At 70.6% G+C, this 21,624-nt stretch carries 25 protein-coding genes; 12 read left to right on the top strand and 13 right to left on the bottom strand.

The window, feature by feature from the left end; translation table 11 throughout:
• Window positions 1-55 precede the first annotated feature (55 nt).
• Window positions 56-670 (bottom strand): TetR/AcrR family transcriptional regulator, encoded by a 615-nt coding sequence (locus DMB42_RS50025; RefSeq protein WP_125648492.1) that lies wholly within the window; start codon window positions 668-670, stop codon window positions 56-58.
• A 109-nt stretch (window positions 671-779) separates the two neighbouring features.
• On the opposite strand from DMB42_RS50025, the gene DMB42_RS50020 reads away from it, so the two are divergent.
• Window positions 780-1,967 (top strand): cytochrome P450, encoded by a 1,188-nt coding sequence (locus tag DMB42_RS50020; protein ID WP_125648488.1) that lies wholly within the window; start codon window positions 780-782, stop codon window positions 1,965-1,967.
• A gap of 11 nt (window positions 1,968-1,978) precedes the next feature.
• Here DMB42_RS50020 and DMB42_RS50015 read toward each other — a convergent pair whose 3' ends face one another.
• Together DMB42_RS50015 and DMB42_RS50010 are read right to left on the bottom strand one after the other, a co-directional pair.
• The gene (locus DMB42_RS50015) at window positions 1,979-2,419 is read right to left on the bottom strand and encodes a hypothetical protein (RefSeq protein WP_125648485.1); all 441 of its coding nucleotides are present in this window, start codon (window positions 2,417-2,419) and stop codon (window positions 1,979-1,981) included.
• A 227-nt stretch (window positions 2,420-2,646) separates the two neighbouring features.
• A complete protein-coding gene (locus tag DMB42_RS50010) occupies window positions 2,647-3,075 on the bottom strand; it encodes a MerR family transcriptional regulator (RefSeq protein ID WP_125648482.1) in 429 nt (142 codons plus the stop codon).
• A 54-nt stretch (window positions 3,076-3,129) separates the two neighbouring features.
• Here DMB42_RS50010 and DMB42_RS50005 point away from each other — a divergent pair, with 54 nt between their 5' ends.
• Window positions 3,130-4,080: an SDR family NAD(P)-dependent oxidoreductase gene (locus DMB42_RS50005; RefSeq protein WP_125648479.1), complete on the top strand. Its 951-nt coding sequence runs from the start codon at window positions 3,130-3,132 to the stop codon at window positions 4,078-4,080.
• Window positions 4,081-4,105: 25 nt separating this feature from the next.
• On the opposite strand, the gene DMB42_RS50000 is transcribed toward DMB42_RS50005, so the two are convergent.
• From DMB42_RS50000 to DMB42_RS49985, 3 genes are all read right to left on the bottom strand, one after another.
• Window positions 4,106-4,897: a hypothetical protein gene (locus tag DMB42_RS50000; RefSeq protein WP_125648475.1), complete on the bottom strand. Its 792-nt coding sequence runs from the start codon at window positions 4,895-4,897 to the stop codon at window positions 4,106-4,108.
• A gap of 205 nt (window positions 4,898-5,102) precedes the next feature.
• On the bottom strand, window positions 5,103-6,017 hold the full coding sequence (locus DMB42_RS49995) for a hypothetical protein (RefSeq protein WP_185845288.1): 915 nt from the start codon (window positions 6,015-6,017) through the stop codon (window positions 5,103-5,105).
• Window positions 6,018-6,132: 115 nt separating this feature from the next.
• Entirely contained in the window at window positions 6,133-6,483 is a 351-nt protein-coding gene (locus DMB42_RS49985; RefSeq protein ID WP_125648468.1) for a helix-turn-helix domain-containing protein, read from the bottom strand.
• A gap of 75 nt (window positions 6,484-6,558) precedes the next feature.
• Here DMB42_RS49985 and DMB42_RS49980 point away from each other — a divergent pair, with 75 nt between their 5' ends.
• From DMB42_RS49980 to DMB42_RS49965, 4 genes are all read left to right on the top strand, one after another.
• Entirely contained in the window at window positions 6,559-7,404 is an 846-nt protein-coding gene (locus DMB42_RS49980) for an MBL fold metallo-hydrolase (protein ID WP_125648466.1), read from the top strand.
• Complete coding sequence (locus DMB42_RS49975; RefSeq protein WP_221762718.1) at window positions 7,401-8,402, top strand: zinc-binding dehydrogenase; 1,002 nt, start codon at window positions 7,401-7,403, stop codon at window positions 8,400-8,402. The genes DMB42_RS49980 and DMB42_RS49975 overlap by 4 nt, the downstream gene beginning before the upstream one ends.
• A 102-nt stretch (window positions 8,403-8,504) precedes the next feature.
• Complete coding sequence (locus DMB42_RS49970) at window positions 8,505-9,095, top strand: RNA polymerase sigma factor (RefSeq protein ID WP_125648463.1); 591 nt, start codon at window positions 8,505-8,507, stop codon at window positions 9,093-9,095.
• Window positions 9,088-10,098, top strand: coding sequence for a CU044_5270 family protein (locus DMB42_RS49965; protein WP_260478397.1), 1,011 nt, complete (start codon window positions 9,088-9,090; stop codon window positions 10,096-10,098). The genes DMB42_RS49970 and DMB42_RS49965 overlap by 8 nt, the downstream gene beginning before the upstream one ends.
• A gap of 28 nt (window positions 10,099-10,126) precedes the next feature.
• Here DMB42_RS49965 and DMB42_RS49960 read toward each other — a convergent pair whose 3' ends face one another.
• Together DMB42_RS49960 and DMB42_RS49955 are read right to left on the bottom strand one after the other, a co-directional pair.
• On the bottom strand, window positions 10,127-10,492 hold the full coding sequence (locus DMB42_RS49960) for a darcynin family protein (RefSeq protein ID WP_125648460.1): 366 nt from the start codon (window positions 10,490-10,492) through the stop codon (window positions 10,127-10,129).
• A complete protein-coding gene (locus DMB42_RS49955) occupies window positions 10,482-11,399 on the bottom strand; it encodes an NAD(P)H-binding protein (protein WP_125648457.1) in 918 nt (305 codons plus the stop codon). The genes DMB42_RS49960 and DMB42_RS49955 overlap by 11 nt, the downstream gene beginning before the upstream one ends.
• Window positions 11,400-11,514: 115 nt before the next feature.
• Here DMB42_RS49955 and DMB42_RS49950 point away from each other — a divergent pair, with 115 nt between their 5' ends.
• Window positions 11,515-12,453: a LysR family transcriptional regulator gene (locus tag DMB42_RS49950; protein WP_125648454.1), complete on the top strand. Its 939-nt coding sequence runs from the start codon at window positions 11,515-11,517 to the stop codon at window positions 12,451-12,453.
• A 12-nt stretch (window positions 12,454-12,465) separates the two neighbouring features.
• Here DMB42_RS49950 and DMB42_RS49945 read toward each other — a convergent pair whose 3' ends face one another.
• From DMB42_RS49945 to DMB42_RS49935, 3 genes are all read right to left on the bottom strand, one after another.
• Window positions 12,466-13,449 (bottom strand): RNA polymerase subunit sigma-70, encoded by a 984-nt coding sequence (locus DMB42_RS49945; protein WP_221762717.1) that lies wholly within the window; start codon window positions 13,447-13,449, stop codon window positions 12,466-12,468.
• Window positions 13,450-13,552: 103 nt separating this feature from the next.
• Window positions 13,553-13,966 carry an SgcJ/EcaC family oxidoreductase gene (locus DMB42_RS49940; protein WP_125648451.1) on the bottom strand — a complete coding sequence of 138 codons (414 nt, stop codon included), beginning with the start codon at window positions 13,964-13,966 and terminating at the stop codon, window positions 13,553-13,555.
• Between the two features lie 114 nt (window positions 13,967-14,080).
• Complete coding sequence (locus DMB42_RS49935; RefSeq protein ID WP_125648448.1) at window positions 14,081-14,815, bottom strand: LysR family transcriptional regulator; 735 nt, start codon at window positions 14,813-14,815, stop codon at window positions 14,081-14,083.
• Between the two features lie 281 nt (window positions 14,816-15,096).
• On the opposite strand from DMB42_RS49935, the gene DMB42_RS49930 reads away from it, so the two are divergent.
• Window positions 15,097-16,326, top strand: coding sequence for a serine hydrolase (locus DMB42_RS49930; protein WP_125648567.1), 1,230 nt, complete (start codon window positions 15,097-15,099; stop codon window positions 16,324-16,326).
• A gap of 8 nt (window positions 16,327-16,334) precedes the next feature.
• On the opposite strand, the gene DMB42_RS49925 is transcribed toward DMB42_RS49930, so the two are convergent.
• Window positions 16,335-16,514, bottom strand: coding sequence for a hypothetical protein (locus DMB42_RS49925; RefSeq protein ID WP_125648445.1), 180 nt, complete (start codon window positions 16,512-16,514; stop codon window positions 16,335-16,337).
• Window positions 16,515-16,776: 262 nt separating this feature from the next.
• On the opposite strand from DMB42_RS49925, the gene DMB42_RS49920 reads away from it, so the two are divergent.
• Window positions 16,777-17,955, top strand: coding sequence for a hypothetical protein (locus tag DMB42_RS49920; protein WP_125648442.1), 1,179 nt, complete (start codon window positions 16,777-16,779; stop codon window positions 17,953-17,955).
• A 383-nt stretch (window positions 17,956-18,338) separates the two neighbouring features.
• Here DMB42_RS49920 and DMB42_RS49915 read toward each other — a convergent pair whose 3' ends face one another.
• Window positions 18,339-18,926: a TetR/AcrR family transcriptional regulator gene (locus tag DMB42_RS49915; protein WP_125648439.1), complete on the bottom strand. Its 588-nt coding sequence runs from the start codon at window positions 18,924-18,926 to the stop codon at window positions 18,339-18,341.
• A gap of 124 nt (window positions 18,927-19,050) precedes the next feature.
• Here DMB42_RS49915 and DMB42_RS49910 point away from each other — a divergent pair, with 124 nt between their 5' ends.
• The 3 genes from DMB42_RS49910 (at window position 19,051) to DMB42_RS49900 (ending at window position 21,623) form a co-directional block, all read left to right on the top strand.
• Entirely contained in the window at window positions 19,051-19,851 is an 801-nt protein-coding gene (locus DMB42_RS49910) for an alpha/beta fold hydrolase (RefSeq protein ID WP_125648436.1), read from the top strand.
• 66 nt (window positions 19,852-19,917) lie between these two features.
• Window positions 19,918-20,454: a SigE family RNA polymerase sigma factor gene (locus tag DMB42_RS49905; protein WP_312024811.1), complete on the top strand. Its 537-nt coding sequence runs from the start codon at window positions 19,918-19,920 to the stop codon at window positions 20,452-20,454.
• Complete coding sequence (locus DMB42_RS49900) at window positions 20,451-21,623, top strand: hypothetical protein (protein WP_125648430.1); 1,173 nt, start codon at window positions 20,451-20,453, stop codon at window positions 21,621-21,623. The genes DMB42_RS49905 and DMB42_RS49900 overlap by 4 nt, the downstream gene beginning before the upstream one ends.
• Window position 21,624 lies beyond the last annotated feature (1 nt).

The raw sequence follows: 21,624 nt of genomic DNA, 5'->3' as shown, positions 1-21,624 counted from the left end.
AACACGTTAGGGAGAGGGCACGGGAGGCGTCGTCCGTCGTGTGGATGATCAGCTGTCATCCTGGGGGCGGAGCGGCGGCAGGCCTCTCACCACATGTGTGGCCGACGAGCGGAAGGACGACGTCGTCGACGATGGAGGCGATCGCGTCGTCGGCGACCGGGAGGCCGTAGCGGATCGCCTCGTTGCGTACCAGGTCGAACGGCAGCCGGAGCACGCGCGCGGGGACGTCCGCGGTGCGGATCTCGCCCCGCTCCGCCGCGCCGGCGAGGATCGCGGCCATCGTGTCCCCGGTCGTGGACCGCGCGATCCACGCGCGTACGGCGGCGGTGGCGTCCGGGTCGCGGGCCGTCTCCGCGAGCAGCCCGGCCAGCACCTCGCCCCGTACGGCGCCGAACCCGTTGACGGCCTGCCGCAGCAGCTCGACCAGGTCCGAGCGCAGGCTCCCGGTGTCCGGCGCCGCGACGACGGGCGGGGCGGCGCGTTCCATGGCCGCGAGCGCGAGCTCGGCCCGGGTGAGCCAGCGCCGGTTGAGCACCGGGCGGCTGGTGCCGGCGCGGGCGGCGACCGCCTCGAACGTCAGCCTGGCGTAGCCGGCCTCCTGAAGGACCTGCCAGGTCGCGTCGAGGATGGCGTCGTCCAGCCGCTGTCCGCGCCGCCGCGTGGCCGTCATCGAATCACTCCTTAAGATGCGCTTCGCATCTTATGCGTGTTACCGTGCTTGCGGTAATTAGATGCACTGCGCATCTTAAGCAGGCGACGATTCGCGTGGAGGACCGACCATGACGGAACACACCACCGACGCGCTGCCCGGCCTGCCGACCGTCAAATCCTGCCCGTACCTCCCGGCGGACGGCTACCGACCGTCCCGCCGGCCCGGCGGGGACGCCGGGACGAAGGTGCGGCTGCCCGACGGGCGCGAGGCGTGGGCGGTGACCGGATACGCCGAGGGCCGCGCCCTGCTGGCCGACTCCCGGCTGACCGCCGACCGCACGCACCCGGGCTCACCTCTGCCGCTGCCGGACGTACCGGGCCCGCGTACCAGGCCGATGTTGCTCGGCGCCGAAGGAAAGGAACACCAGCGCCAACGCAGGGCGCTGATCTCGGCGTTCACCGTCAGGCGCGTCACGGCACTGCGGCCCAGGTTCGAACAACTCGCGAACGACCGGCTCGACACCCTGCTGGCCGCCGGCCCGCCCGCCGACCTGGTGTCCGGCTTCGCCCTGCCGGTGCCCTCGCTGGCGATCTGCGAACTCCTCGGCGTCCCGTACGAGGACCGTGCCTTCTTCGAACGGCAGGCCAGGCTCCGGCACGACCCCGAGCACGCCCCTCAGGCCATGGCAGAACTCAGCGGCTACCTCGACGCGCTGGTACGGACCAAACAGTCGCACCCCGGCGACGGGCTGATCGACGACCTGCTCGCCCACCAGGTGAACCAGGGCACGATCGACCGGGACGAGGTCGTCGGGCTGGCTCTCATCCTGCTGATCGCCGGACACGTCACCACCTCCGGCATGATCTCGCTGGGCACCCTCGCGCTGCTCGAACACCCCGACCAGCTGGCGGCCGTCCGCAGCGGCACGCTCGCGCTGCCCGGCGTCGTCGAGGAGCTCCTGCGGTACGTGTCCAGCGAGGGCCTGCTCCCTCGCGTGGCGATCGAGGACGTCGAGATCGGCGGGCGGCTCATCCGCGAGGGCGACGGCGTACTGATCGTCACCTCCGTCGCCAACCGCGACGAGAGGCTGCTCGACCGCCCCCTGGAGCTGGACGTGCAGCGGCCTGCCGGGCAACATCTGACGTTCGGCCACGGCATCCACCAGTGTCTCGGGCAGAACCTGGCCCGCGCCGAACTGGAGACGGCCTTCCGCGCCCTGTTCACCCGCATCCCCTCGCTCACCCTCGCCGTACCCGCCGGCGAACTGACCACCACGCGCGGATCGGGCCTGACGAGGCTGCCCGTCACGTGGTGACCACCGGCTCGCTAGGCGTTCCGGCTGGGATCGGAGCCGTTCTGCTGAGCGATCTGCGGCATGTCCAGAGCCCTGACCTTGAGGATCTCCGACCCGTACTCCTCCTTGAGGCTCTCGAACTGCCGGCGGAACTCCGCGAACCGCCGGCGCAACTGCGTTCCGGACAGTTCCGCCGAGTCGGTGACGTAGTCCCGGAGAGCCTTCTGTAGTTTGACCGCCTGCTGGTGGCCGAGGTGAGCCTTCTCGCGGTCATGCCCGAACTGCTGGAAGAACTGGCCGACCGCCGCGACGAGCCCGAGCGTGGCGGTCAGCCAGGGCGGGGCCTGCACGGCCACGGTGAACGTGGTTCCGATCGCGGACAGGCCGGAGACCGCCGCCGCGATGTTGTACCGGATCCAGGAGCGGTGGGCCGTCCGGGCGACCCATGCGATGTGACCGTTGGTCCAGGTCACGTACTGCTCGTGTTCCGGAGGTAAGCCGGGTGGAGGCGGGTACCGCGGATACGCTCTCGGGTCGGACCTGTTCTCCTCTGTGAGAAGCAGTCTGAGCAGCAGGGGGATCCCTGTGAACTGAAGGGCGACGAAGAAGGCTGTGGCCCCCAGGGGGCGACGGACGTTCATGGGGGCTCCCTCGTGATCGACTCACCGTAGGTGCGGCCTCGCTCCCATGGTGACCCGCGTCATGCCCCCGGCGTGGACGGGGTCGGCGACCAGAGTCCGGCCGCGGTTCCCTCCTCGACGTGCTTGCGGTACGTGACGACCTTGCCGTGGATGATCTCCAGGCTGTCCGTCAGGTCGGCGATCCTGTCCTGGACGGTTCTCTCGTGCTCCTCCAGGAGCGCGAGCCGCTCCGCCTCGTTGCCAGGACCGGATCGGACGAGCCGGGCGAACGCCTTCAGGGTGGCGATCGGCATGCCGGACTCGCGTAGCCGGTTGCACAGCAGGAGCCACTCCACGTCCGCCGAGTCGTAGACGCGTTGTCCTCCGGCCGTACGCGGAATCGGGCGGAGGAAGAGCTCCTCACGTTCGAAGAACCGCAGGGCGTGCACGCCCAGGCCGGTCGCCTTCGCGACGTCTCCGATGGAAAGGCCGTCCGCGTGCCTGCTCATGCTCCACCGCCATAGCTTGACCTAGATCGCACTCTAGATTCTACCGTCGCGTCCATGGCAATCACGCAACACAAGATCGGCTCGGGGTTCGACGCGCACAGCACGGCGGACGACGTCCTCGCCGGCATCGACCTGACCGGCAAGAACGTCCTGATCACCGGCGGTTACTCAGGTCTCGGGCTGGAGGCCACGCGGGCGCTCTCCCGCGCCGGGGCGCACGTCGTCGTGCCCGCCCGCCGTCCCGCCACGGCGGCACAGGCGTTGTACGGCATCCCGCGCACGGAGGTGCACGAACTCGACCTGGCCGACCCCGACAACATCCGCATGTTCAGCGACCGGTTCCTGGAGACCGGCCGGCCGCTCGACATCGTCATCGGCAACGCGGGGGTCATGGCGTACCCGGACACGCTCATCGGGCCGGGCTGGGAACCGCACTTCGCCATCAACCACCTCGGGCACTACGCCCTGGTCAACCGCCTGCGCCCGGCCCTGGCCGGGGCGCGGGTGGTGTCGGTCGCCTCGTCCGGGCACTTCCTGTCGGACATCCGCTGGGACGACCCGCACCTGCGGCACGGCTACGACCACTGGCTCGCCTACGGGCAGTCCAAGACGGCCAACGCCCTGTTCGCGGTCCATCTCGACGCCCTCGGGGCGGCCGATGGCGTACGTGCCTTCGCGGTGCACCCGGGCAGCATCCTCACCCCGCTGCAACGGCGCATCCCCCGCGAGCAGCAGATCGCCCAGGGCTGGATCACCCCGGAGGGCCGCCGGGCCGACGGCTTCAAGACCCCGGCGCAGGGTGCGGCGACGGCCGTGTGGGCGGCCACCTCACCCCTGCTCGACCAGTACGGCGCCGCCTACTGCCAGGACTGCGACATCGCCGAACCCGCGACCACTGACGACATGCTCGTCGGCGGCGTCAAGCCGTGGGCGATCGATCCCGGTTCCGCGTCCCGGCTGTGGGCTCTGTCCGGCGAACTCACCGGGCTGGATCGTTTCTCCTGACGCAGGGGGCGCGGCGGCCGGCGGGTCAGCGCCTGCGCGGTTTCTCCCTCGGGGTCGAGGGGGCCTGTCGCGGCAACGACGGTCTCGTCAGCGGGGCCGTCAACGGCCCCAACCAAGGCGGCTTCCCCGCCCGCGCCGCCGCCCCCGTCCCCGCCCTCGACCCATCGCCGCCGCCGCCGGAGGGATCCGTACCGTCGAGGGACAACGTGCGGCCCTTGAAGGTGGGGTGCCTGGACTCCCAGTAGCGCCAGCCCTCCACCCTGGCGGGCACGTTGGCGATGCCCGCGGCGACCCTGACCTCCCGGCAGGTGCCGAGCACCGACCAGGCCGACCAGCCGATGCGGTAACCGAAAACTCGGTACCACATATTGCCATACATCCCCTTACTAATAGTCCGGCTGTATTCATGCCCGGTGAAAACCATATGCCGCTCTTCGAGGTGCGGGACCCCCATCTTGCGTAGATTGCGAACCAGATCTCCGGTCGTGATCGAGACCTGGTGCTCGTTCTCCGTCTCCCGGAACGCCCTCACCTCGTATTCGCGGGTCACCGTCACCGTGATGGTCCCGCCGGGACCGTCAATGTAGCGGGTGCGGGGGATGAAGAAATTTCTCGGCGAGAGCTGATGGATTTTGAAGAAAGTGCGCTCGCCACATGGTCCGTCGTCGTCCGCATGTGCCGCCGGGACCATGCTGAAGACGAGGGCCGTCGAGAGCGAGCCGCGTAGGGCTGCCCGTCTCGTGGTCCGCCCAAGGCGACATGCCGTCGATCGGAAGGGAATGGTGTCGGCTTTTGCTCGCATATCGAGTGTGAACATGTACCGTTCCTTTCGGAATGCAGCCCGTAGTCGCTATCCGAACCCATAGACCGGAATGCGGCCTTTTCCGCACGCCGAGCAGGGCATCTAGACCGGTACGATGTTTACACTTGCCACGAATCAACTCATCGACGCCACACCGAAACCCATTCCCGGTGACCGGCAAGATTCAGTTGCAGAAGTGCCATGGCGCAGGAATGCGCACCTAGGAGAACCAGCTTCCGCCGAGCTCCTGGATGGCCCTGCTGCCCTTGGGCACCAGCAGCGCCTCGCTCAGCACGTTGTTGACGCTCTTGGGGTCGTTGAGCAGGGCGAACAGGAAGAACATGCCGCCACTCGCCGTACGGAAGCCGAAGACGGCGCCGTAACTGGCATATCCGACGTACATCCCCTTGTTGACCTCGGGGAACGCCTTGCGGCTGTAGTTGTTCCTGGCCAGGCGGTAGCCGGAGTCGCCCTCCTTCTTCTTCTCCCCGTTCCAGAAGTTCCGGTACTCCTCGGCCACGGCTCCCGCCACGGCGTTGTCCATGTCGGTGACGTAACCGTCGGCGTCGAGCAGCGGCTTGGGCATCTGCTGCCCCCAGTGCAGCGGGGTCACGACGGCCAGCCTGAAGGACTGCCCGGGGGAGCGGAAGAACGCGAGCACGTGCGGGCGGCTGTGTCCCTTGGTGTCCTTGTAGGTCGCCTTCGCGATGAACCAGTCACCGATCGCCGGCTGCCGTTCCGGCCTGGGCAGATAGAGCGTCGGGGTGCCGGTCGGGTTGATCGGCTTGTGCTCCGGCTTCCATCCGAGGTCCTCACGGCTGCGTTCGAGCACGCCCTCGTGCAGTGCCCCCTCGATGAACAGGGCGTCGAGGCGGGCGTTCGACCGCCACCACTTGCGCTTCCTGAGCATCGCGTTGTAGTCGTCCACCCACTTCCGCATGGCGTTCCGGGCCTGCGGGACGGTCAGGGCCGCCCTGGTCGCGGAGGGAGCGGGGGTGGTGCTCGTGGTGGGCGAGGCGGTGGGCGAGGGAGGCGGCGAGGTGGTCGGGGTTCGGGTCGGTGCAGGTGCGTCGAAGGGCCGCAGCGGCAGTCCGGGGAGCGCACCGCAACCGGCCAGGCTCAGTACGAGAGCCACGATCAGCGGTATTGCGCGCACCGACAACGCCCCCAAGACAGTGCGAAGACATGACAAAAGACAACATATCGGATTTGATCTACCGAACCTCCGCCGGCCGTGGTCGTGAAGAACCTCAAGGGTTGGCGGGGAGGGTGATCCAGTCCAGTGCCCAGCGGTTGAGGTCGAGCAGGACCAGGCCGAGCGCGGCACCCTTCTCGGTCAGCCGGTAGTCGACCCGTACCGGAGTGGTGGCCTGCACGACCCGCTCGACGAGCCCGTCGGCCTCCAGATCCTTCAGGCGTTGCGACAGCAGCTTGTCGGTCATGCCGGGTACGGCCGCCGCGATGTCGCTGAACCGCGTGGCCCCGCCGAGCAGCGCACGCAACACCGTCGCGGCCCAGCGGCGCCCCAGAGTGTCCATCGCCGCGGCGTAGTACGGGCAGTACGGCCGGATGTCGTCCGGGTCCAGCTGGCGATGTGACATGACTCACCTTCCCGACTTACTATCTTTTCGATAGCTTCTCACCTATTGATAGTAGCTTATCGACAAGGAGCAAGCATGGTGAGCACAACCGCGCAGCCATCGTACGAAGTGTGGGTATCAGGACAGATCCCCACGAGCGGCACGCTTCCCACCGGCGCGCCACAACAGTGGTCGCCGCTCTCGACCACCCTCATCCAGGGCGCGAGAGACGCGATCCTGGTCGACCCGCCCTTCACCGTCGAGCAGACCCGGCAGGCCGGCGACTGGGTCGAACGTTCCGGCAAGAATCTGACCCACATCTACATCACCCACGGTCATGGTGATCACTGGTTCGGCGCGGCGCTGCTGGCCGAGCGTTTCCCGGGAGCGACGGTCGTCGCCACCGAGGGCACGATCCGGCTGATGCACGCCTCGATCAGCGGGCGGCGCCGGTCGTTCTGGGAGAATTTGTTCCCCGGGCAGCTTCCCGACCTGCGGGTGACCGCCCAGCCGGTGCCGGCCGAGGGGCTCGTGCTCGAAGGGCACGGGCTGCATCCGATCGAGGTCGGCCACAGCGACGGCGACGACTCCACCGTGCTGCACGTGCCGGTGCTCGGCCTCGTCGTCGCGGGTGACGTCGCGTACAACAACGTGCACCAGTACCTCGCCGACGGCGGGTTCGACGGCGGCGTGGACACCTGGCTCCAGGCCATCGAGACGGTACGCGCCCTGCGGCCCACGGCCGTGGTGGCCGGGCACAAGGATCCAGACCGCCCGGACGATCCACGCATCCTTGACGAGACCGCCGAATACCTGCGTACCGCCCTCGAAGTGGTCGCCGCCAAGCCCACCCCTCAGGCGTTCTTCGACGAGATGACCCGGCGCTACCCGGACCGCCTCAACCCGGGCACCGTCTGGCTCAACGCGCAGCGGCTGGCATGATGCGCGCCGTACGATTCCACGAGTTCGGCGGCCTCCAGAACCTGCGGATCGACCAGGTGCCGCGGCCGACGCCCGGCGACGCCGAGGTGTTGATCCAGATCACCCGGGCCGGGGTGAGCCCGCTCGACGACAAGGTCCGCAACGGTGTGCTGCCTCCGTCGATGCGCAAGCCGCTGCCGCTGGTCCCCGGAGCCAGCGCCGTGGGCCGGGTGATCGACCCCGGCGCCTCCGGACACGCGCCCGGGACCCGCGTCCTGCTGTGCGGCTGGGGCTACGGTACGAAACTCGACGGCACGTGGCGTGCGGAGGCGGCCGTACCGTCCAGCCACCTCGTCCCCATCCCCGAGCAGGTCGACGATGACGAAGCCGCGGCTCTGGCGGCCGGTTCGGGATATCTGACCGCCTGGCTGGCGCTCACCAGGGTCGCCCGCCTCCGGCCGGGGCAGGTCGTGCTGGCACCCGGCATCTACGGCGCGGTGGCCTCCGCCGCGGCACAGGTGGCCCCGCTCCTCGGCGCCTCCAAAGTCATCTCCACCGCCCGCGGCGCCGACCGTCTCGCCGCGATCCCGCAGGCCGACAGTCTCGCCGTCATCGACCTGGAGACCGAGACACTGGCCGCCGGCGTCGCCCGGCTGACCGACGGCGCCGGCGTGGACGTGGTCCTCGACGGTCTCGGCGGCGACCTCACCGGTCAGGCACTCGGCGCGCTGCGGCAGGGCGGGGTCGTGGTGAGCATCGGGTACACGGCCGGCACCAAGGCGTCCGTCGACGTCACCGACCTGATCTGGAAGACCGCCCGGCTCGAAGGATTCCTGTTCACCGCGTTCGCCCAGCGGGAACTCGCCGACACCTACGGCACCCTGCTCGGGCATCTGGCCGAAGGCGCCCTGCGACCGGCGGTCGACCGGGTCTACCCGCTGGAACAGGCCGCCGAGGCACAGCGCCGGGTCGTCGAGGACCGCCCGCTCGGCAGAGTCTTCCTCGACCCTCAGGCGTAGAGGCAGAACACCCTCAGGGCGGGGTCGGGCCTCACGGTGGGAACCGGTCGGCCTCGGGCGGGCAAGTAGGGGTGTTCCATCCGTGAGCCGAGAGGCCAGAGCATGTCAGATACGAGCCCCGCCGATTCCGCCGTCATCGAGCGGTCCCGGCAGGAGCCCGAGGTCTTCGGGGAGATCTTCCGCAGGCACGCGGCCGAGATCAAGAGATTCGTCGTCCGCCGCCTCGGGCTCGACGGCGACGAGGACGTGGTGGCGGAGACCTTCCTCGCCGCCTTCCACCAGCGTGGTCGCTACGACCTGGCCAGGCACGATGCTCGCCCCTGGTTGTACGGCATCGCCACCAACCTCATCGGCCGCCACAAGCGCACCGAGGCCAGACAGCTGAACCTGCTGGCCCGTACCGGCGTGGACCCGGTCACCGAGCCCTTCACCCCGCGCAGCGACGAGCGGCTGAGCGCCCAGGCCGTACGGCGGCGCCTGGCCGCCGCGCTGGTCGCGCTGCCCGCCGGGCACCGCGACGTGCTGCTCCTGGTGACCTGGGGCGGCCTCAGCTACACCGAAGCCGCAGAGGCGCTCGGCATCCGCGTCGGAACGGTCCGCTCGCGTGTCAACCGCGCCCGTACCAAGATCCGCGAGGAACTGGGCGGGACCGACCCCACTGCACTCGTCATCGAGGAGGTTCGCCATGGATGAGCTGGCCCAGATCAACGACTTCCGCTCCGAGGTGCCCGTGCAGGGGGACCTGCGGGCCGAGGCGGAGCGCCTGATGGCCGCCATGTCGGCGCCGGCCCGTACCGACGCCCGCCGTCCCGGCTTTCACCGCCTCGGACTGCGTGCCGCGCTGGCGGGAGGTCTGGCGGCCGCGGTGGGAGTGGCGGTGTTCGTGGTGCAGAACCAGCCCGCCCCGACGCCACCCCCGCCGATGATCCGTACGGTCGCGGCCGTGGAGGTGCTGACCCGGGCGGCCGAGCACGCCGGCAGCCGTCCGGAGCTGCATCCCAGGCCCGGCCAGTTCCTCGTCTACGAGTCGCAGAGCATGGACACGTCCGGAGGGAGCGACGGGATCTGGCTGTCGCGCTCCAAGCGCACGATCTGGCTGCCGGTCGAGGGCAGCGCGGTCGGGGGAGTGCTGCAGGAGGAGGTCCTGGCGCCGTTGCCGTACCCGGGGCACACGCTGCCACCGGCCGCGCGGAAGGAGGCGCCGACGGGCAGGCCCGGCCGTCCCGATCGGGCGGCCGACTTCGACGACCGAGCCGAGTTCCTGCGCAACGACTACGCCTACGTCAGCAAGCTGCCGACCGACACCGAGGGCATGCGCAGGCACCTGTACACGCAGGTGCCCGACGACAGGCTGCGGAACTACGAGGCGTGGAACCGGGTCGGCGGGCTGCTCGACGAGTCGTACCTGCCCGCCGCGCAGCGGGCCGCGCTGTTCCGCGCGGCGGCCACGATTCCCGGGGTGGTGACGGTGCGGGAGGCCCAGGACGCCGCGGGCCGCGAGGGCATAGCCGCGGCGATGGTGTCGCCCATGGGGGTCAGGGAGGAGTACATCTTCGACCGGAAGACCTACGACTATCTCGGCCGCCGGGGGGTGGTCGTGGACGCGAAGCTGGCCGATGCCCCGGTGGGGAGCGTGGTGTCGTCCAGCGCCCAGTTGCGGGTGAGCGTCGCCGACGACGCGCCGAACGTGGAGTAGACCGCGTTCGGGCGTCGTCGGAGAGGCGTCAGGTGGCGAGGGTGGCCACCGGGTTCAGGTCGTAGGTGCGGGCGTAGCCGTTCTCGGTGCCTACGAGCAGGTCGACCACGTCGAAGTAGCGGTCCCAGAAGGGGGTCTCGCGCAGCGCGTCGATCAGCAGCCGGTACGCCTCGTGGTCGTCCGCCTCCCAGACCCATACGTCGGTGACCCGCGCCGAGTAGAACTCCGTGTCGTAGAAGCGGGACCGGACACCCCGGGTACGGGCCTCGATCACCGGGACGACCTGGGTGGTGAAGGCCTGGACGCGTTCGGCCACGGTCATCGCCAGCCACTCGGGCGTGGTCTTGACCAGCATGAACGCGGTGACAGGCGGCACGGTCCGGTCAGCGGGCATCGACGACCTCCGGGACGGCGAGGACGGCGGGCTTGAGGGTCCGCGCGCACCACTGCGCGAATCCGGTTGCCGGGATCGCCTGCGGCGCGCGGTCGACGCCCGCGTCCAGGCCCTGGTCCTTGGCGCGCTTCATGTCGACGATGCCCTCGACGAACACCTCGTCGAGCCCATAACAGAGCAGGGTGGACCGCAGCTCGTCGAGCGGCTGGCGCCGGTAGCGGACCGGACGGCCCAGTTCCTCGGTCATGATGCGGGCCAGGTCGTCGGGCGACAGGTCCTGCGGGCCGAGCACCGGGACGCTGCCGACGCCGGTCCAGGAGCGGTCCAGCAGCAGCCCGGCGGCCGCCGTGGCGATGTCGGCGACGGCCACCAGCGGGGCCGGGCGGTCCGCGGCGACGGTGTCGGTGAAGACGCCGTCCTCGCGGATCGAGCCGGCCTCCTCCAGCAGGTTCTCGTAGAAGGACGGGCAGGCCAGGGCGCGGTAGGCGACGCCGGAGCCGGCGATCAGGTCGTCCATGGCCAGGGAGGCGGTGACCAGCCCGGCCCGGTCGGCCAGTGGGGTGCCGCGGCCGAGCGCCGAGACGCCGACGACGTGGCCGACGCCGAGGGCGGCGAACGCCCGCGCGGCCGGGCGGGTGAAGCCGCTGAACGCCTCGTCGGGCGTGGCCGAGGCGTCCGGCGGCACCAGCCAGAAGACGGCGTCGGCCCCGGTGAAGGCACGCTCGACGGTCGCGGCGTCGCCGTGCGAGCCGGTGATCACCTCGACCCGTCCGCGCACGGCCTCGGGGAGCCGGGCGGGATCGCGTACGACGACGCGCACCTCCTCTCCGTGTGCGGGCGCGGCCTCGACCAGCAGCGACAGCAGCCGCCTGCCGATGTTCCCGGTGGGAGCGGTAATGACGATCATGAAATCCTCGTGTCCGTGTCGGATCTGTACGGTCCTTTCGATCGTGCCGACCCGCCCCGTATTGCCACAATGGGAACTTCAGCATGCAATAATTGCGCGAAATGGAATGATGCCGGTGAGCAGCACAGATCCAAACCTCGACGCCAACCTCGCCGTCGCCCTCGACGCCCTGCTGACCGAGCAGAGCGTCACCCGTGCCGCCGCGCGGTTGCACACCTCGCCCGCGGCGATGAGCCGTACCCTGGCCCGGCTGCGCCGGGTGCTCCAGGACCCGCTGCTGGTACGGGCGGGACAGGCGATGGTGCCCACTCCCCGCGCCGAGGCCCCCCGCGTCGAGGCCGCCGCGGTGGTACGCCGGCTGGAGGCGTTGCTCACCCCGAGCGGCGGGATCGACCTGGCCGCGCTGCGGCGCACCTTCACCGTCCAGACCTCCGACCTGGTCGGCGCGGCGCTGGCGCCGGGGCTGCTCGCGCTGGCCCGGCGCCGGGCGCCGGGCGTCTCGCTGCGGGTGCTGGCCGAGGAGTGGGAGGCGGGCCCGGCGCTGCGCGAGGGCCGGATCGACCTGGAGATCGGGGCCATCGACCACGTGGACCCCGAGACCCGGGTCGAGGAACTGGTCACGCTGCGGATGGCGGCCGGCGTCCGGGCCGGGCACCCGCTCGCCGAGGGAACCCTGACGCCCGCCCGGCTGGCCGCGGCCGAGCACGTCGCGGTCAGCCGCCGAGGCCGCTTCACCGGCCCGCTGGACGCGGCCCTGGCCGAGCAGGGGCTCAGCCGGCGGGTCAGCGCGGTCCTGCCCGGCCATCTGGCCGCGATGGCGCTGGCCGCGGTCGGCGACGTGGTCTGCCTGGTGCCGACCGCGCTGCCGGGCGAGCCCCCTTCGCCGCTCGGCGACGCGGCGTACGCGCTGGGACTGCGCCTGCTGGACATCCCGCTGCCGCTGCCGCCGCTGACGATCGGCATGGCCTGGCACCCGCGCCACACCGCCGACGGCGGCCACCGGTGGTTGCGTGGCGCCGTACGCCGGGTGCTCCGTCCGGCCCCGGAGGAATGACCGGTACGGAGGTCAGGCGACGGCGAGTCCCCGGTCGTCGAGCCTGGCGGCCAGGCCGAAGACCGCATGGACGTCGGGGTCCTGGAACACCGAGTTCCGGGTGATGCCCTGGTCGGTGACGGTGAAGATCTGGAGTGTGTGCAGGACGTATCCGCCGCCGACGCGCTGGTAGGCGGCGAATCCGGGCTGGCCGCCGTTGGCCGTGACCTCCTTGAGCAGCCAGTCCTTCCCGGCCGCGCTGAAGACCCACTCCATGAACAGGCCGTAATTGGCGCGGCCGGAGAACCAGTTGAGCATCGGCGGCATCTCCATGACGACGTCCTCGGCGAGCAGCCGCTTGAGGCCCTCGACGTCGGCGAGCTCGAACGCCTTCATGTAGCGTTCGAGCCAGGCGCGCTGCTCGGCCGCCGACGGCTCGCTGACCCGTTCCTGCCGGACCCCGGCCTCCTTCATCCGGCTACGCGCCCGTTGCAGGGAGCTGTTCGCCGACACGACGGTGGTGCCGAGGATGTCCGCCGTCTCGGCACCGGAGAAGCCGAGCACCTCACGCAGGATCAGCGCGCCGCGCTGGCGGGCCGACAGGTGTTGCAGGGCGGCGGCGAACGCCAGGCGCAGGCTGCCGCGGTCGATCACGGTCCCCGCCTGGTCGCCCGCCGCCGGCGCCGAGTCCGGGAACGGCTGGAGCCAGGCGGCGTGCTCCCCCTGGACGAAGGGCGCGAGCGGATCGGACGCGGCCACCGTGCCCGACGGCAGCGGACGGCGACCACGTGCCTCCAGGGCGGTCAGGCAGACGTTCGTCGCGATCCGGTAGAGCCAGGTACGCATCGAGCTGCGAGTGTCGTCGTACTGCTCCCGCGCCCGCCACGCCCTCAGGTACGTGTCCTGGACCAGGTCCTCGGCGTCGTGGGCCGAGCCGAGCATCCGGTAGCAGTACGCCAGCAACTCCGTCCGGTACGGTTCGACCAGGCGATCGAAGCCTTCTGCCACCGCCGTCACGCCACGCCCCATCTCACTGCCGCCCGTCAACGCCCTGGCCACGGCATACGTCCGATCCTGAATGGAAAACCAGCCTAGTGTCTGCCGCGCCGCCTCACCGCGATCACTGCTCGGGCGGCAGGACCGGGCTGTTGTGATAAGCGGCGATCAGCCACTGGCCGTCCCGCTTCTCGAAGACCCAGGTCGCGTTCACCTTGCGCCGGTCCTCGGGGACACCGGTCTCGCCGGGGAACAGGACGGCGGACTCGCTGATGGCGATCGCGGCGTCCCTGCCGACGAAACGGAGGCTGAGCTGCTTGTTGTAGGTGAAGCTGCCCTTGAGCGGCCCCTCGAAGCTCCGGGCCATGTTCTCGCGGATCACGTCGCGGCTGTCGCGCAGCGAGCCGGTCATGATGGCGGTGGCGTCCGCGGTGTAGTCGGCGACCATGCCGTCGGCGTCGCCGGCCGCCCACGCCTTGTAGGAGGCGGCCAGTACGGCCTGGATGGCGGCCTCGTCCGCGATGCGACAGTCTGACATCAGGTTCTCCCTTGTGATCGGCTCGGCCGGGGTGTTCCGGTGAGCTCGCCGGTACATACCGGCGGCGAGGTCGGAACTCATCGCGGCGGGGGAGACTTTTTTCCGGTTCGGCGATCAGCCGTCCGGCGCGAAGGGGCCGAGATCGCGGATGACCGCCGCCAGGGCCCGTACCGCTTCGTTCTCGGCCCCGGTACGCCACACCAGGGCGTCGATGTCCCGTACGGACAGGTATGCGATGTCGGGCCTGCTCCAATAGCGCCTCATGTGGGCGGGGAAGAGGTTGACGATCTCCCCGTTGCCGGCCAGGGCGAGCACCTCCTCGGTGTTGCGTACCAGCGGGCCGCGTTCGATCCGGCGCCCCGAGCGGGTGTGGGACGGCATGTAGCCGTCGGCCCAGTAGTCCGGCCACTCCGGCGGGCCCGCCTGCTGGAAGTCGGCGAGCATCTCCAGCGAGACCGAGCCGCGCCGGGTGAGTTCGTGGTCGGCGGCCACGGCCACCACCCGGGGCTCGGCGAACAGGACCGGGCCGACGGGCAGGTCGGGCTCCTTGACGGGCAGCATGCCGACGCGCAGCGTGCCGGTGATGCCCTGAGCGGCCAGGCGGGCGCGCTCCATGCTGTCCTTCAGGGCGGCGTGCAGGGGCCGGAGGTCGTCGCGGAGCTGCCGGCCGACGGGGGTCAGCCGCACCGTACGGTTGGTGCGCTCGAACAGCGGGGCGCCGACCTGCCGTTCCTGCTTCTGGATCGCCTGGGTGACACGGGCCGGCGACAGGCGGAGCCGGGCGGCGGTACGGCTGAAGTGCGGCTCCTCGGCCAGGGTCAGGAAGATCTCGATGTCACGCAGTTCCACGCCTGACCTGCTCCGTTTACTCCTACTGAAGGTGATCTTTCGGGATTCGCCGTTGTTCCGGGTGTCACCGTACTTGATCCTCGGACCGTACGAATCGACCGCTCGACGGAGTCGTGTCAGCGGCGGCGTCAGGACGGCGACAGGCCGGTGTCAGCACGGTCGGCGACAGTTGACGCCATGAACGGTTCAGCGACCGCGTACCGGACGACCGGACTCACCCCCGGCAGCCACGCGGGCGCCGGGTCACACGAGATCGAGCATTGTGAGCAAGGAGATCGATGATGGGAACCACCGACAACGGCTTCTCCGCGACGGGGCTGCGCATACTGCGTGAGGTGCTGGCCCGCCCGGTCGAGTCCGGGAGGATCCCCGGGCTGGTCGCCCTGTTCAGCCGGGGCGAGGAGACGCACGTCGAGGTGCTCGGCACGATGAGCCACGACGGTGGCGCGCCGATGAGCCGCGACACGATCTTCCGGATGGCCTCCACCTCCAAGCCGGTCACCGTCGCCGCCGCGATGGTGTTGCTGGACGAGTGCCGGATGCGGCTGGACGACCCGGTGCAGCAGTGGCTGCCGGAGCTGGCCGACCGGCAGGTGCTGGCGCGGTTCGACGGCCCGCTGGACGAGACCGTGCCGGCCCGCCGGCCGATCACCGTACGAGACGTGCTGACCTCCACCTTCGGGCTCGGCATGGACATGACCTCGCTGGGCACCCCGATCATGAACGAGGTCTTCGCGCAGGGGCTCACCCCCAACCTGCCCGAGCCGATGCCCGAGCCGGACGAGTGGATGCGCCGCCTGGGCACGCTGCCGCTGATGCACCAGCCCGGCGAGCGCTGGCAGTACCAGATCAGCAACGACCTGCTCGGCGTGCTGGTGGCCCGGGTCACCGGCCGGCCGTTCGAGGAGTTCCTGGCCGAGCGCGTCTTCGAGCCCCTCGGCATGGCCGACACCGGCTTCCACGTGCCCGCCGGGCAGCTGCACCGGCTGCCGCCGCTGTACGCCCCCGACCCGCAGACCGGCGAGTTCCTGGTGTGGGACGCGGCCGAAGGCGGCCGCCACAGCAAGCCGCCGCTGTTCCCGAGCGGCGGCGGTGGGCTGAACTCCACCGCCGACGACTACCACGCCTACTTCCGCATGCTGCTCAACGGCGGCGTGCACAAGGGCCGGCGCATCCTGTCCAGGGCCGCCGTCGAGCTGATGACCACCAACCGGCTCACCCCGGAACAGCAGGCCGCCCGCCACGCCATGGCCGTCGCCAACGTGCACACCTCACACGGCCAGGGCCAGCACGGCGGCTGGGGCTTCGGCATGGCGGTTCGCACCTACCGCGGCGACTACGCCCCCATCGGCCAGTTCGGCTGGGACGGCGGCAGCGGCACCGCCACCTACGCCGACCCGGCCAACCAGCTCACCGGCATCCTGCTCACCCAGGTCGGCGCGTCCACCCCGGACTCGATGCTGCTGATCCACGACTTCTGGACCACCCTCTACCAGGCCATGGACGCCTGACCCCGACCTCACGCACCGTCGAGCCATTCCCGGAAGGTGGGGCCGGCGATCTCGGGAACCGGCGCGGGTGCGGCGGGGGCGAGGGCCAGGGCGGCCAGGGTCCAGGCCACCGTACGGCAGGCCACGAGCTGGGCGGGCAGGGCCGGGCGATTGGCGGGCGGGTGGCGTATTTGTCGGATATCCCGCATTGCCTCGCCGGGATCGCTACATTGATGATCTCCTTGGGCGTGGTTGATACGAGTGGGTCGGTCTGAGATTTCTGGAGAGCATGGCGGGCGGGGGCAGCGAAGCTTCCCTGATGGGTCGGCTCGGCGTCGGCGAGCGAGTGTTCTGCGGCATCGTCCCTTTCGGCCTCAGGCTTGCCGACTCCAAGAACCCGAGCACTGGGGTCATTCTCCAGGGCTGTCAGGCCGCCTGCCGCCTGCCCGACGATACGATCCCTCCGATTGAATGAAGACCATCAAACGTATGGCCGCAGGGCTTGCCGTACTCGCGCTGTCCACCGCCTGCGGGAGCGGCATAAGCCCCCTACCTGCTCCCGCGCTCTTCACGTCGCCCGAGCCCTTGCCGACCCCGCGCCTGTCGCCGGTCTTCGCCGACCCAAAGCTCTGCCCCGGACCTCCGCGAAAGGAGCGTGAGATCCAGCCTGCCGCCGAGCCGTCCGGCTGGGAGACGCTCTGGACCGAGGGCACGCAGGGGACGGCGCTGATGGACGCGGCCGTGACGGCGGACGGGACGATCTGGGCTGCGCACGCGGACACGGCCGGGCAGCACGTGCCTTGGCGCTGGAACCGCTCCGACTGGACCCCCCTCACACTGCCGGAGAACCTCGCTGAGGTCCAGACCGTGGCCGCCGAGTCGAAGGACCGAGCGTGGGTGTTCGGCAAGCGGGGCAACGACGGATATGCGGCGAGCTACGAGGCAGGGCGGTGGCGGGTTGAGTCCGTCCCCGAGCGGGACGGCTGGCCGTCCTTCTCCTCCAGCGGCCCGTGGGCGGCCGATCACGAGGTCATCCACCGGTGGAACGATGGCGCCTGGCAGTCGAGGAAGCTCTCCTTCCCGGTCCAGGCGCTGGCGGGCTTCGGCGCGGAGACCTGGGCGGTCGGCGATTTCGCTGCGGCACGCTGGGAGGGCAGCGGGTGGCGGCAGATCGGCGTGCCGTCGTTGAAGGTGCCGGAAGACGCCGACGTTCTGTGGGACGACGTGGTGGTCCTCGGCAACGGTCAAACCTGGGTATTCGGCCAAGCTTCCTGGGAGGAGGCAGGCCCAGCCAGGGACGACAACGAGCCCTGGATTGTGCGCCGGTCGTTCGGGTTGCGGTTCACACAGGGGACCTGGCAGTGCGTCTGGGATCTCGGCACTTCGGAGGCCGAGCCGGATGGCGAGGGCGGGATGTGGCTGGTAGCCGCCGGCGATGAGCTGTGGCATCGGTCCGGCGACGGCCGGTGGACCAGGCAGCGGGTACCGGTCCCGCGCGGCTGGTCGGCCTCGGTGACCAAGCTGGCCCTGCGGCCAGGCACCGTCGAGGTGTACGCCGTGGGCTCGGCAGGGCCGAGGGACTCCACTGCGCATGGCCTGAACGGGGTTCCGGTGAAGGCGCATGCGATGATGTGGCGGTTCAAAGGCTGAGCGAACTGCGGAACTCCATGGCGCGTTCGGCGATGCGGGACCACAGGGGTGCTCGATCGCGCGCCCGGGTCGCGAGGCGCCGGCCATGATCGCAGCGGTCACCTGCCGACGCTGTGTGAAACTCGCCCACCCGCGACCCGGCCCCGACCACGCGCCTCACCTGCGCGAACGGCGTGAACACTCCAGGCACGCCACGACGAGCCGACTAAGATCACGATAGGCGCAGGACGGCGTGACGCCAACTATCGGCACCTTCCGGTAGCGACGGCGACCCCTGCCACCAGACTCCGCTGTCTCCCGTGAGCGAGAGGCCCAGCGTGCAGCTACTTACCGGTTCCGCCGGGGAGACCGCCGTGACCGCTGAGCCCGGCGAACGCGGGACGTCAGGGACGCGGCCGGACGGTCCAGGTGTCGGCGAGTTCGACGAGCCGGTCGAGGGCGCTCTCCACGCGCCTGCTGTCGCCGGTGGTCAGGTAGTCGAGCTGCAGGCCGGCGTAGGCGGCGTTGAGCAGGGTGGCGTGGGCGCGGGCGTCCTCGTCGGGGACGCCATGGGCGCGTAGCGCGTCGGCGACGAACTCGGCGCGGTCGCCCAGCGTCGTGGGCACGTACGCGCCGGCGAGCCGGCCCGCCGCGGCCAGGCCCTCGATCTCGTGCAGCAGCCGGATCAGCGGCAGGTGGTCGTCGGCCAGGTGCCACTCCCACGACGCCCGGATGACCGCGCCGAGGCTGCGCCCTTCCGCCCAGCCGGGCAACGCCTGGAGCCGGTCGCGTTGCCGCTGGTCCAGGCGGGCGAGTACGGCGGCGATGAGGTCGTCCTTGGTGGCGAAGTGGTGGGTGAGCACCGAGGTGCTCTGCCCGAGCGCCCGTGCCAGGGGACGCAGGGACAGTCCGGCGACGCCGTGGACGGTCAGGTGGCCGATGATCGCGTCGAGCAGTTCGGTACGGCGCCGCGGATCACGGGGTCTGGCCATGATGTCTCCCTCCGAGGCCGAGTACGTCCGGGGACAGCCTATTTAGGTGACAGTCGTTACGCAGATTAGCGCAACGACTGTTACGCTAACTCGCCTTCCGCCTTCTTCCCGGGAAGGAACGTTCATGACGATTCCCGCCGAGCAGTACGCCCAGGTCAACGGCCGGAGGCTGGCCTACGTCGACTTCGGCGGCGACGGCGTCCCGGTCCTGGCCGTGATCGGGCATTTCGGCCGGGCCAGGATGTTCGCCCCGCTGGCCGCCGCCCTCGCGCCCGCGTACCGGGTGATCTCCCTGGAGCAACGCGGTCACGGCCACAGCGACTCCGACGGCGACTTCAGCCGGGAGGCGTACGTCGCCGACGCCGCCGCGTTCGTCCGGCACCTGGGCCTCGGCCCGATCATCACGCTCGGCCACTCCATGGGCGGCGTCACCGCCTACCAGCTCGCCGCCCGGCACCCGGAGCTGGTCCGCGCCCTGGTCGTGGAGGAGGGTGGCGCCCTCAACCGGCAGCCGGAGATCCCCCACCCCGTCCTGGACGTGACCGGCTGGCCCCGCCGTGCCGCCACCCTGCGCGAACTGCGCCGGCAGGTCGAGGTCCGCGGCGTCCCCGACGCGGGCTACTTCATGGAGAGCGCCGTCGAACACGCCGACGGCTGGGGCTTCCTGTTCGACCACGGCGACATGATGGCCTCGCAGCGGGCGCTGGTCGGCGACTGGTGGGCCGACTGGCTCGGCTCGCGCTGCCCCGCCCTGCTCGTGCACGGCACGGACAGCTTCGTCCTGCCCACCTCGATGGCCAGGCGGATGGCCGGACGGCGGCCGGACACCGTCCTGCGGGAGCTGCCCGGCTGTGGCCACTGGGTCCACGACGACGACCCGGACGGCTTCGCCGCCGCCGTCCGGGACTTCCTCGACCGCCTGTGACAGGACCCGTGCGAATTCGCCGGGCGGGACAGGCATAGCGGGACGGGCCTTTCCGCGTCTGAGGGGGTGTCATTCACACGTTTGGAGGTGGTCGTGGACCCTGCGGATGAGCAAGGTTTCCGCGAGTTCGTCTCTGCGCGCTCGCCTGCCCTGATGCGGCTCGGGTTCATGCTCACCGGCGGTGACCAGCATGAGGCCGAGGATCTGGTGCAGGCCGCGCTGGCGAAGCTGGCGGCCAGGTGGCGGCGGGTGGACGCGCCCGAGGCGTACGTCCGGCAGATCATGTATCGCCAGCAGGTGACCTGGTGGCGCACGATCGGGCGGCGCGGCGAGGTCGTCCAGGCGGAGCCGCCCGACCGGCCGGCGGCCGACCGCACACATCAGAGCGATCTGCGCATGGTGCTGCGCGGCGCCCTGGCCAGGCTCACCCCGAGGCAGCGCGCCGTACTGGTGCTGCGCTACTTCGAGGACCTGCCGGAAGACCGGATCGCCGACATGCTGGCCTGTTCGGTCGGCACGGTGCGGAGCACCACGCACCGGTCACTTGCCCGGCTGCGGCAGATCGCCCCCGAACTGGCTGCGGAACTGGAGGTCACCACATGAACCGGCTGCTTCGCGACACCATGGCAGAGTGGGCCGGCGAGGCACAGGTGCCGCACGACCTGGCCGACCGGGCGCTACGGAGGCGTGCCTGGCTGCCCGCCGCGGTGACCGTCCTGGCCGCCGGGCTGGCCGTTGTCGTGGCCGTGCTCGCCGTCGGGCCGCACGGCCGGAACACGACCGTACGTCCGGCGAACGGGGTCACCGTGCCCGTACGTCCCGAGGTGCCATCCATGGACGTGCGGGCCGACCTGGAGAACGCGCCGCCGAAGAAGTTCGTGGCGGCGGGCGATGTGGCCGTATCCGCTTATTTCACGACCTGGCGGGAGAAGTTGCCCGACGGCGCCGAGCGCCTGCGCCGCGTCTGGCACATGTACGACCCCCGCTCCGACGGCTACGAGAAGACGGCGTGGGCCTGGCTGGACGTGGCGCCCGGGCTTCAGCTCGCCGCGGTGCTCCAGGGCGAGAAGATCGGCAGGCGGGTGGGGATCCTCGACATGAACACCAGGCAGATCCTGACCTGGATCGACCTGGAGCACGACGTCGGCTCGCTCGCCTGGTCGCCCGACGGCACCAAGGTCCTGGCCACCGCCTACTCCCAGTATCCGGAGCAGAGCCGCAAGCAGATGGGCGAGAGCGCCTACACCGTCGAGGACCTCGTCGCCCCCCGGACCGGCTACTACATCATCGACGTGGCCACCGGCGAGGCCGTCTACCACCCGCTGCCGTCTCTGGACCGCGACGGAAAGCCCGGGAACATGAACGCCCGCCAGGACCTCGGCTGGAGCCTGGACGGATCCATGCTCTGGGAGCCCACCGACACCATGCCCGACAGGTTGTGGCTAAGCCTCGACGGCAAGCGCCAGGACGGCCCGGCCGGCGACCGGTACATCGACTACACGTCCTGGTCGAAGGTCTCACCCGACGGCAGGCGGGTGCTCGGCCGCGACCTGCCGCCGTCGATCCCGGGCAAGCGGGTGGTGTTGCAGCAGCTGGCCTGGACCGACAACGACAACGTGCTGACGCTCGGCTGCGCGGTGGCGTGCGACAGCGAGTTCGACAACGGTCTCGTGCTGGCCGGCGTGGACGGCGATCGGACGACCCCGCTCACGGCCGTCCGCGACCGCGGCGGTGACGAGACCTGGAACTGGGTGCTCACCCGCCGCAACTGAC

Source organism: Nonomuraea sp. WAC 01424 (assembly GCF_003947315.1).
Taxonomy (GTDB): Bacteria; Actinomycetota; Actinomycetes; order Streptosporangiales; family Streptosporangiaceae; genus Nonomuraea; species Nonomuraea spiralis.
Note: the sequence above shows the minus strand (reverse complement) of the source record. Positions and strands in the feature narration are given on the sequence as shown.

What these genes read in the sequence shown, in the direction of transcription:
- DMB42_RS50025 (WP_125648492.1), bottom strand. Translation starts at nt 670, where the DNA reads ATGACGGCCACGCGGCGGCGCGGACAGCGGCTGGACGACGCCATCCTC.
- DMB42_RS50020 (WP_125648488.1), top strand. Translation starts at nt 780, where the DNA reads ATGACGGAACACACCACCGACGCGCTGCCCGGCCTGCCGACCGTCAAA.
- DMB42_RS50010 (WP_125648482.1), bottom strand. Translation starts at nt 3,075, where the DNA reads ATGAGCAGGCACGCGGACGGCCTTTCCATCGGAGACGTCGCGAAGGCG.
- DMB42_RS50005 (WP_125648479.1), top strand. Translation starts at nt 3,130, where the DNA reads ATGGCAATCACGCAACACAAGATCGGCTCGGGGTTCGACGCGCACAGC.
- DMB42_RS50000 (WP_125648475.1), bottom strand. Translation starts at nt 4,897, where the DNA reads ATGTTCACACTCGATATGCGAGCAAAAGCCGACACCATTCCCTTCCGA.
- DMB42_RS49985 (WP_125648468.1), bottom strand. Translation starts at nt 6,483, where the DNA reads ATGTCACATCGCCAGCTGGACCCGGACGACATCCGGCCGTACTGCCCG.
- DMB42_RS49980 (WP_125648466.1), top strand. Translation starts at nt 6,559, where the DNA reads ATGGTGAGCACAACCGCGCAGCCATCGTACGAAGTGTGGGTATCAGGA.
- DMB42_RS49975 (WP_221762718.1), top strand. Translation starts at nt 7,401, where the DNA reads ATGATGCGCGCCGTACGATTCCACGAGTTCGGCGGCCTCCAGAACCTG.
- DMB42_RS49970 (WP_125648463.1), top strand. Translation starts at nt 8,505, where the DNA reads ATGTCAGATACGAGCCCCGCCGATTCCGCCGTCATCGAGCGGTCCCGG.
- DMB42_RS49965 (WP_260478397.1), top strand. Translation starts at nt 9,088, where the DNA reads ATGGATGAGCTGGCCCAGATCAACGACTTCCGCTCCGAGGTGCCCGTG.
- DMB42_RS49960 (WP_125648460.1), bottom strand. Translation starts at nt 10,492, where the DNA reads ATGCCCGCTGACCGGACCGTGCCGCCTGTCACCGCGTTCATGCTGGTC.
- DMB42_RS49955 (WP_125648457.1), bottom strand. Translation starts at nt 11,399, where the DNA reads ATGATCGTCATTACCGCTCCCACCGGGAACATCGGCAGGCGGCTGCTG.
- DMB42_RS49940 (WP_125648451.1), bottom strand. Translation starts at nt 13,966, where the DNA reads ATGTCAGACTGTCGCATCGCGGACGAGGCCGCCATCCAGGCCGTACTG.
- DMB42_RS49930 (WP_125648567.1), top strand. Translation starts at nt 15,097, where the DNA reads ATGGGAACCACCGACAACGGCTTCTCCGCGACGGGGCTGCGCATACTG.
- DMB42_RS49925 (WP_125648445.1), bottom strand. Translation starts at nt 16,514, where the DNA reads ATGCGGGATATCCGACAAATACGCCACCCGCCCGCCAATCGCCCGGCC.
- DMB42_RS49920 (WP_125648442.1), top strand. Translation starts at nt 16,777, where the DNA reads ATGAAGACCATCAAACGTATGGCCGCAGGGCTTGCCGTACTCGCGCTG.
- DMB42_RS49915 (WP_125648439.1), bottom strand. Translation starts at nt 18,926, where the DNA reads ATGGCCAGACCCCGTGATCCGCGGCGCCGTACCGAACTGCTCGACGCG.
- DMB42_RS49910 (WP_125648436.1), top strand. Translation starts at nt 19,051, where the DNA reads ATGACGATTCCCGCCGAGCAGTACGCCCAGGTCAACGGCCGGAGGCTG.
- DMB42_RS49900 (WP_125648430.1), top strand. Translation starts at nt 20,451, where the DNA reads ATGAACCGGCTGCTTCGCGACACCATGGCAGAGTGGGCCGGCGAGGCA.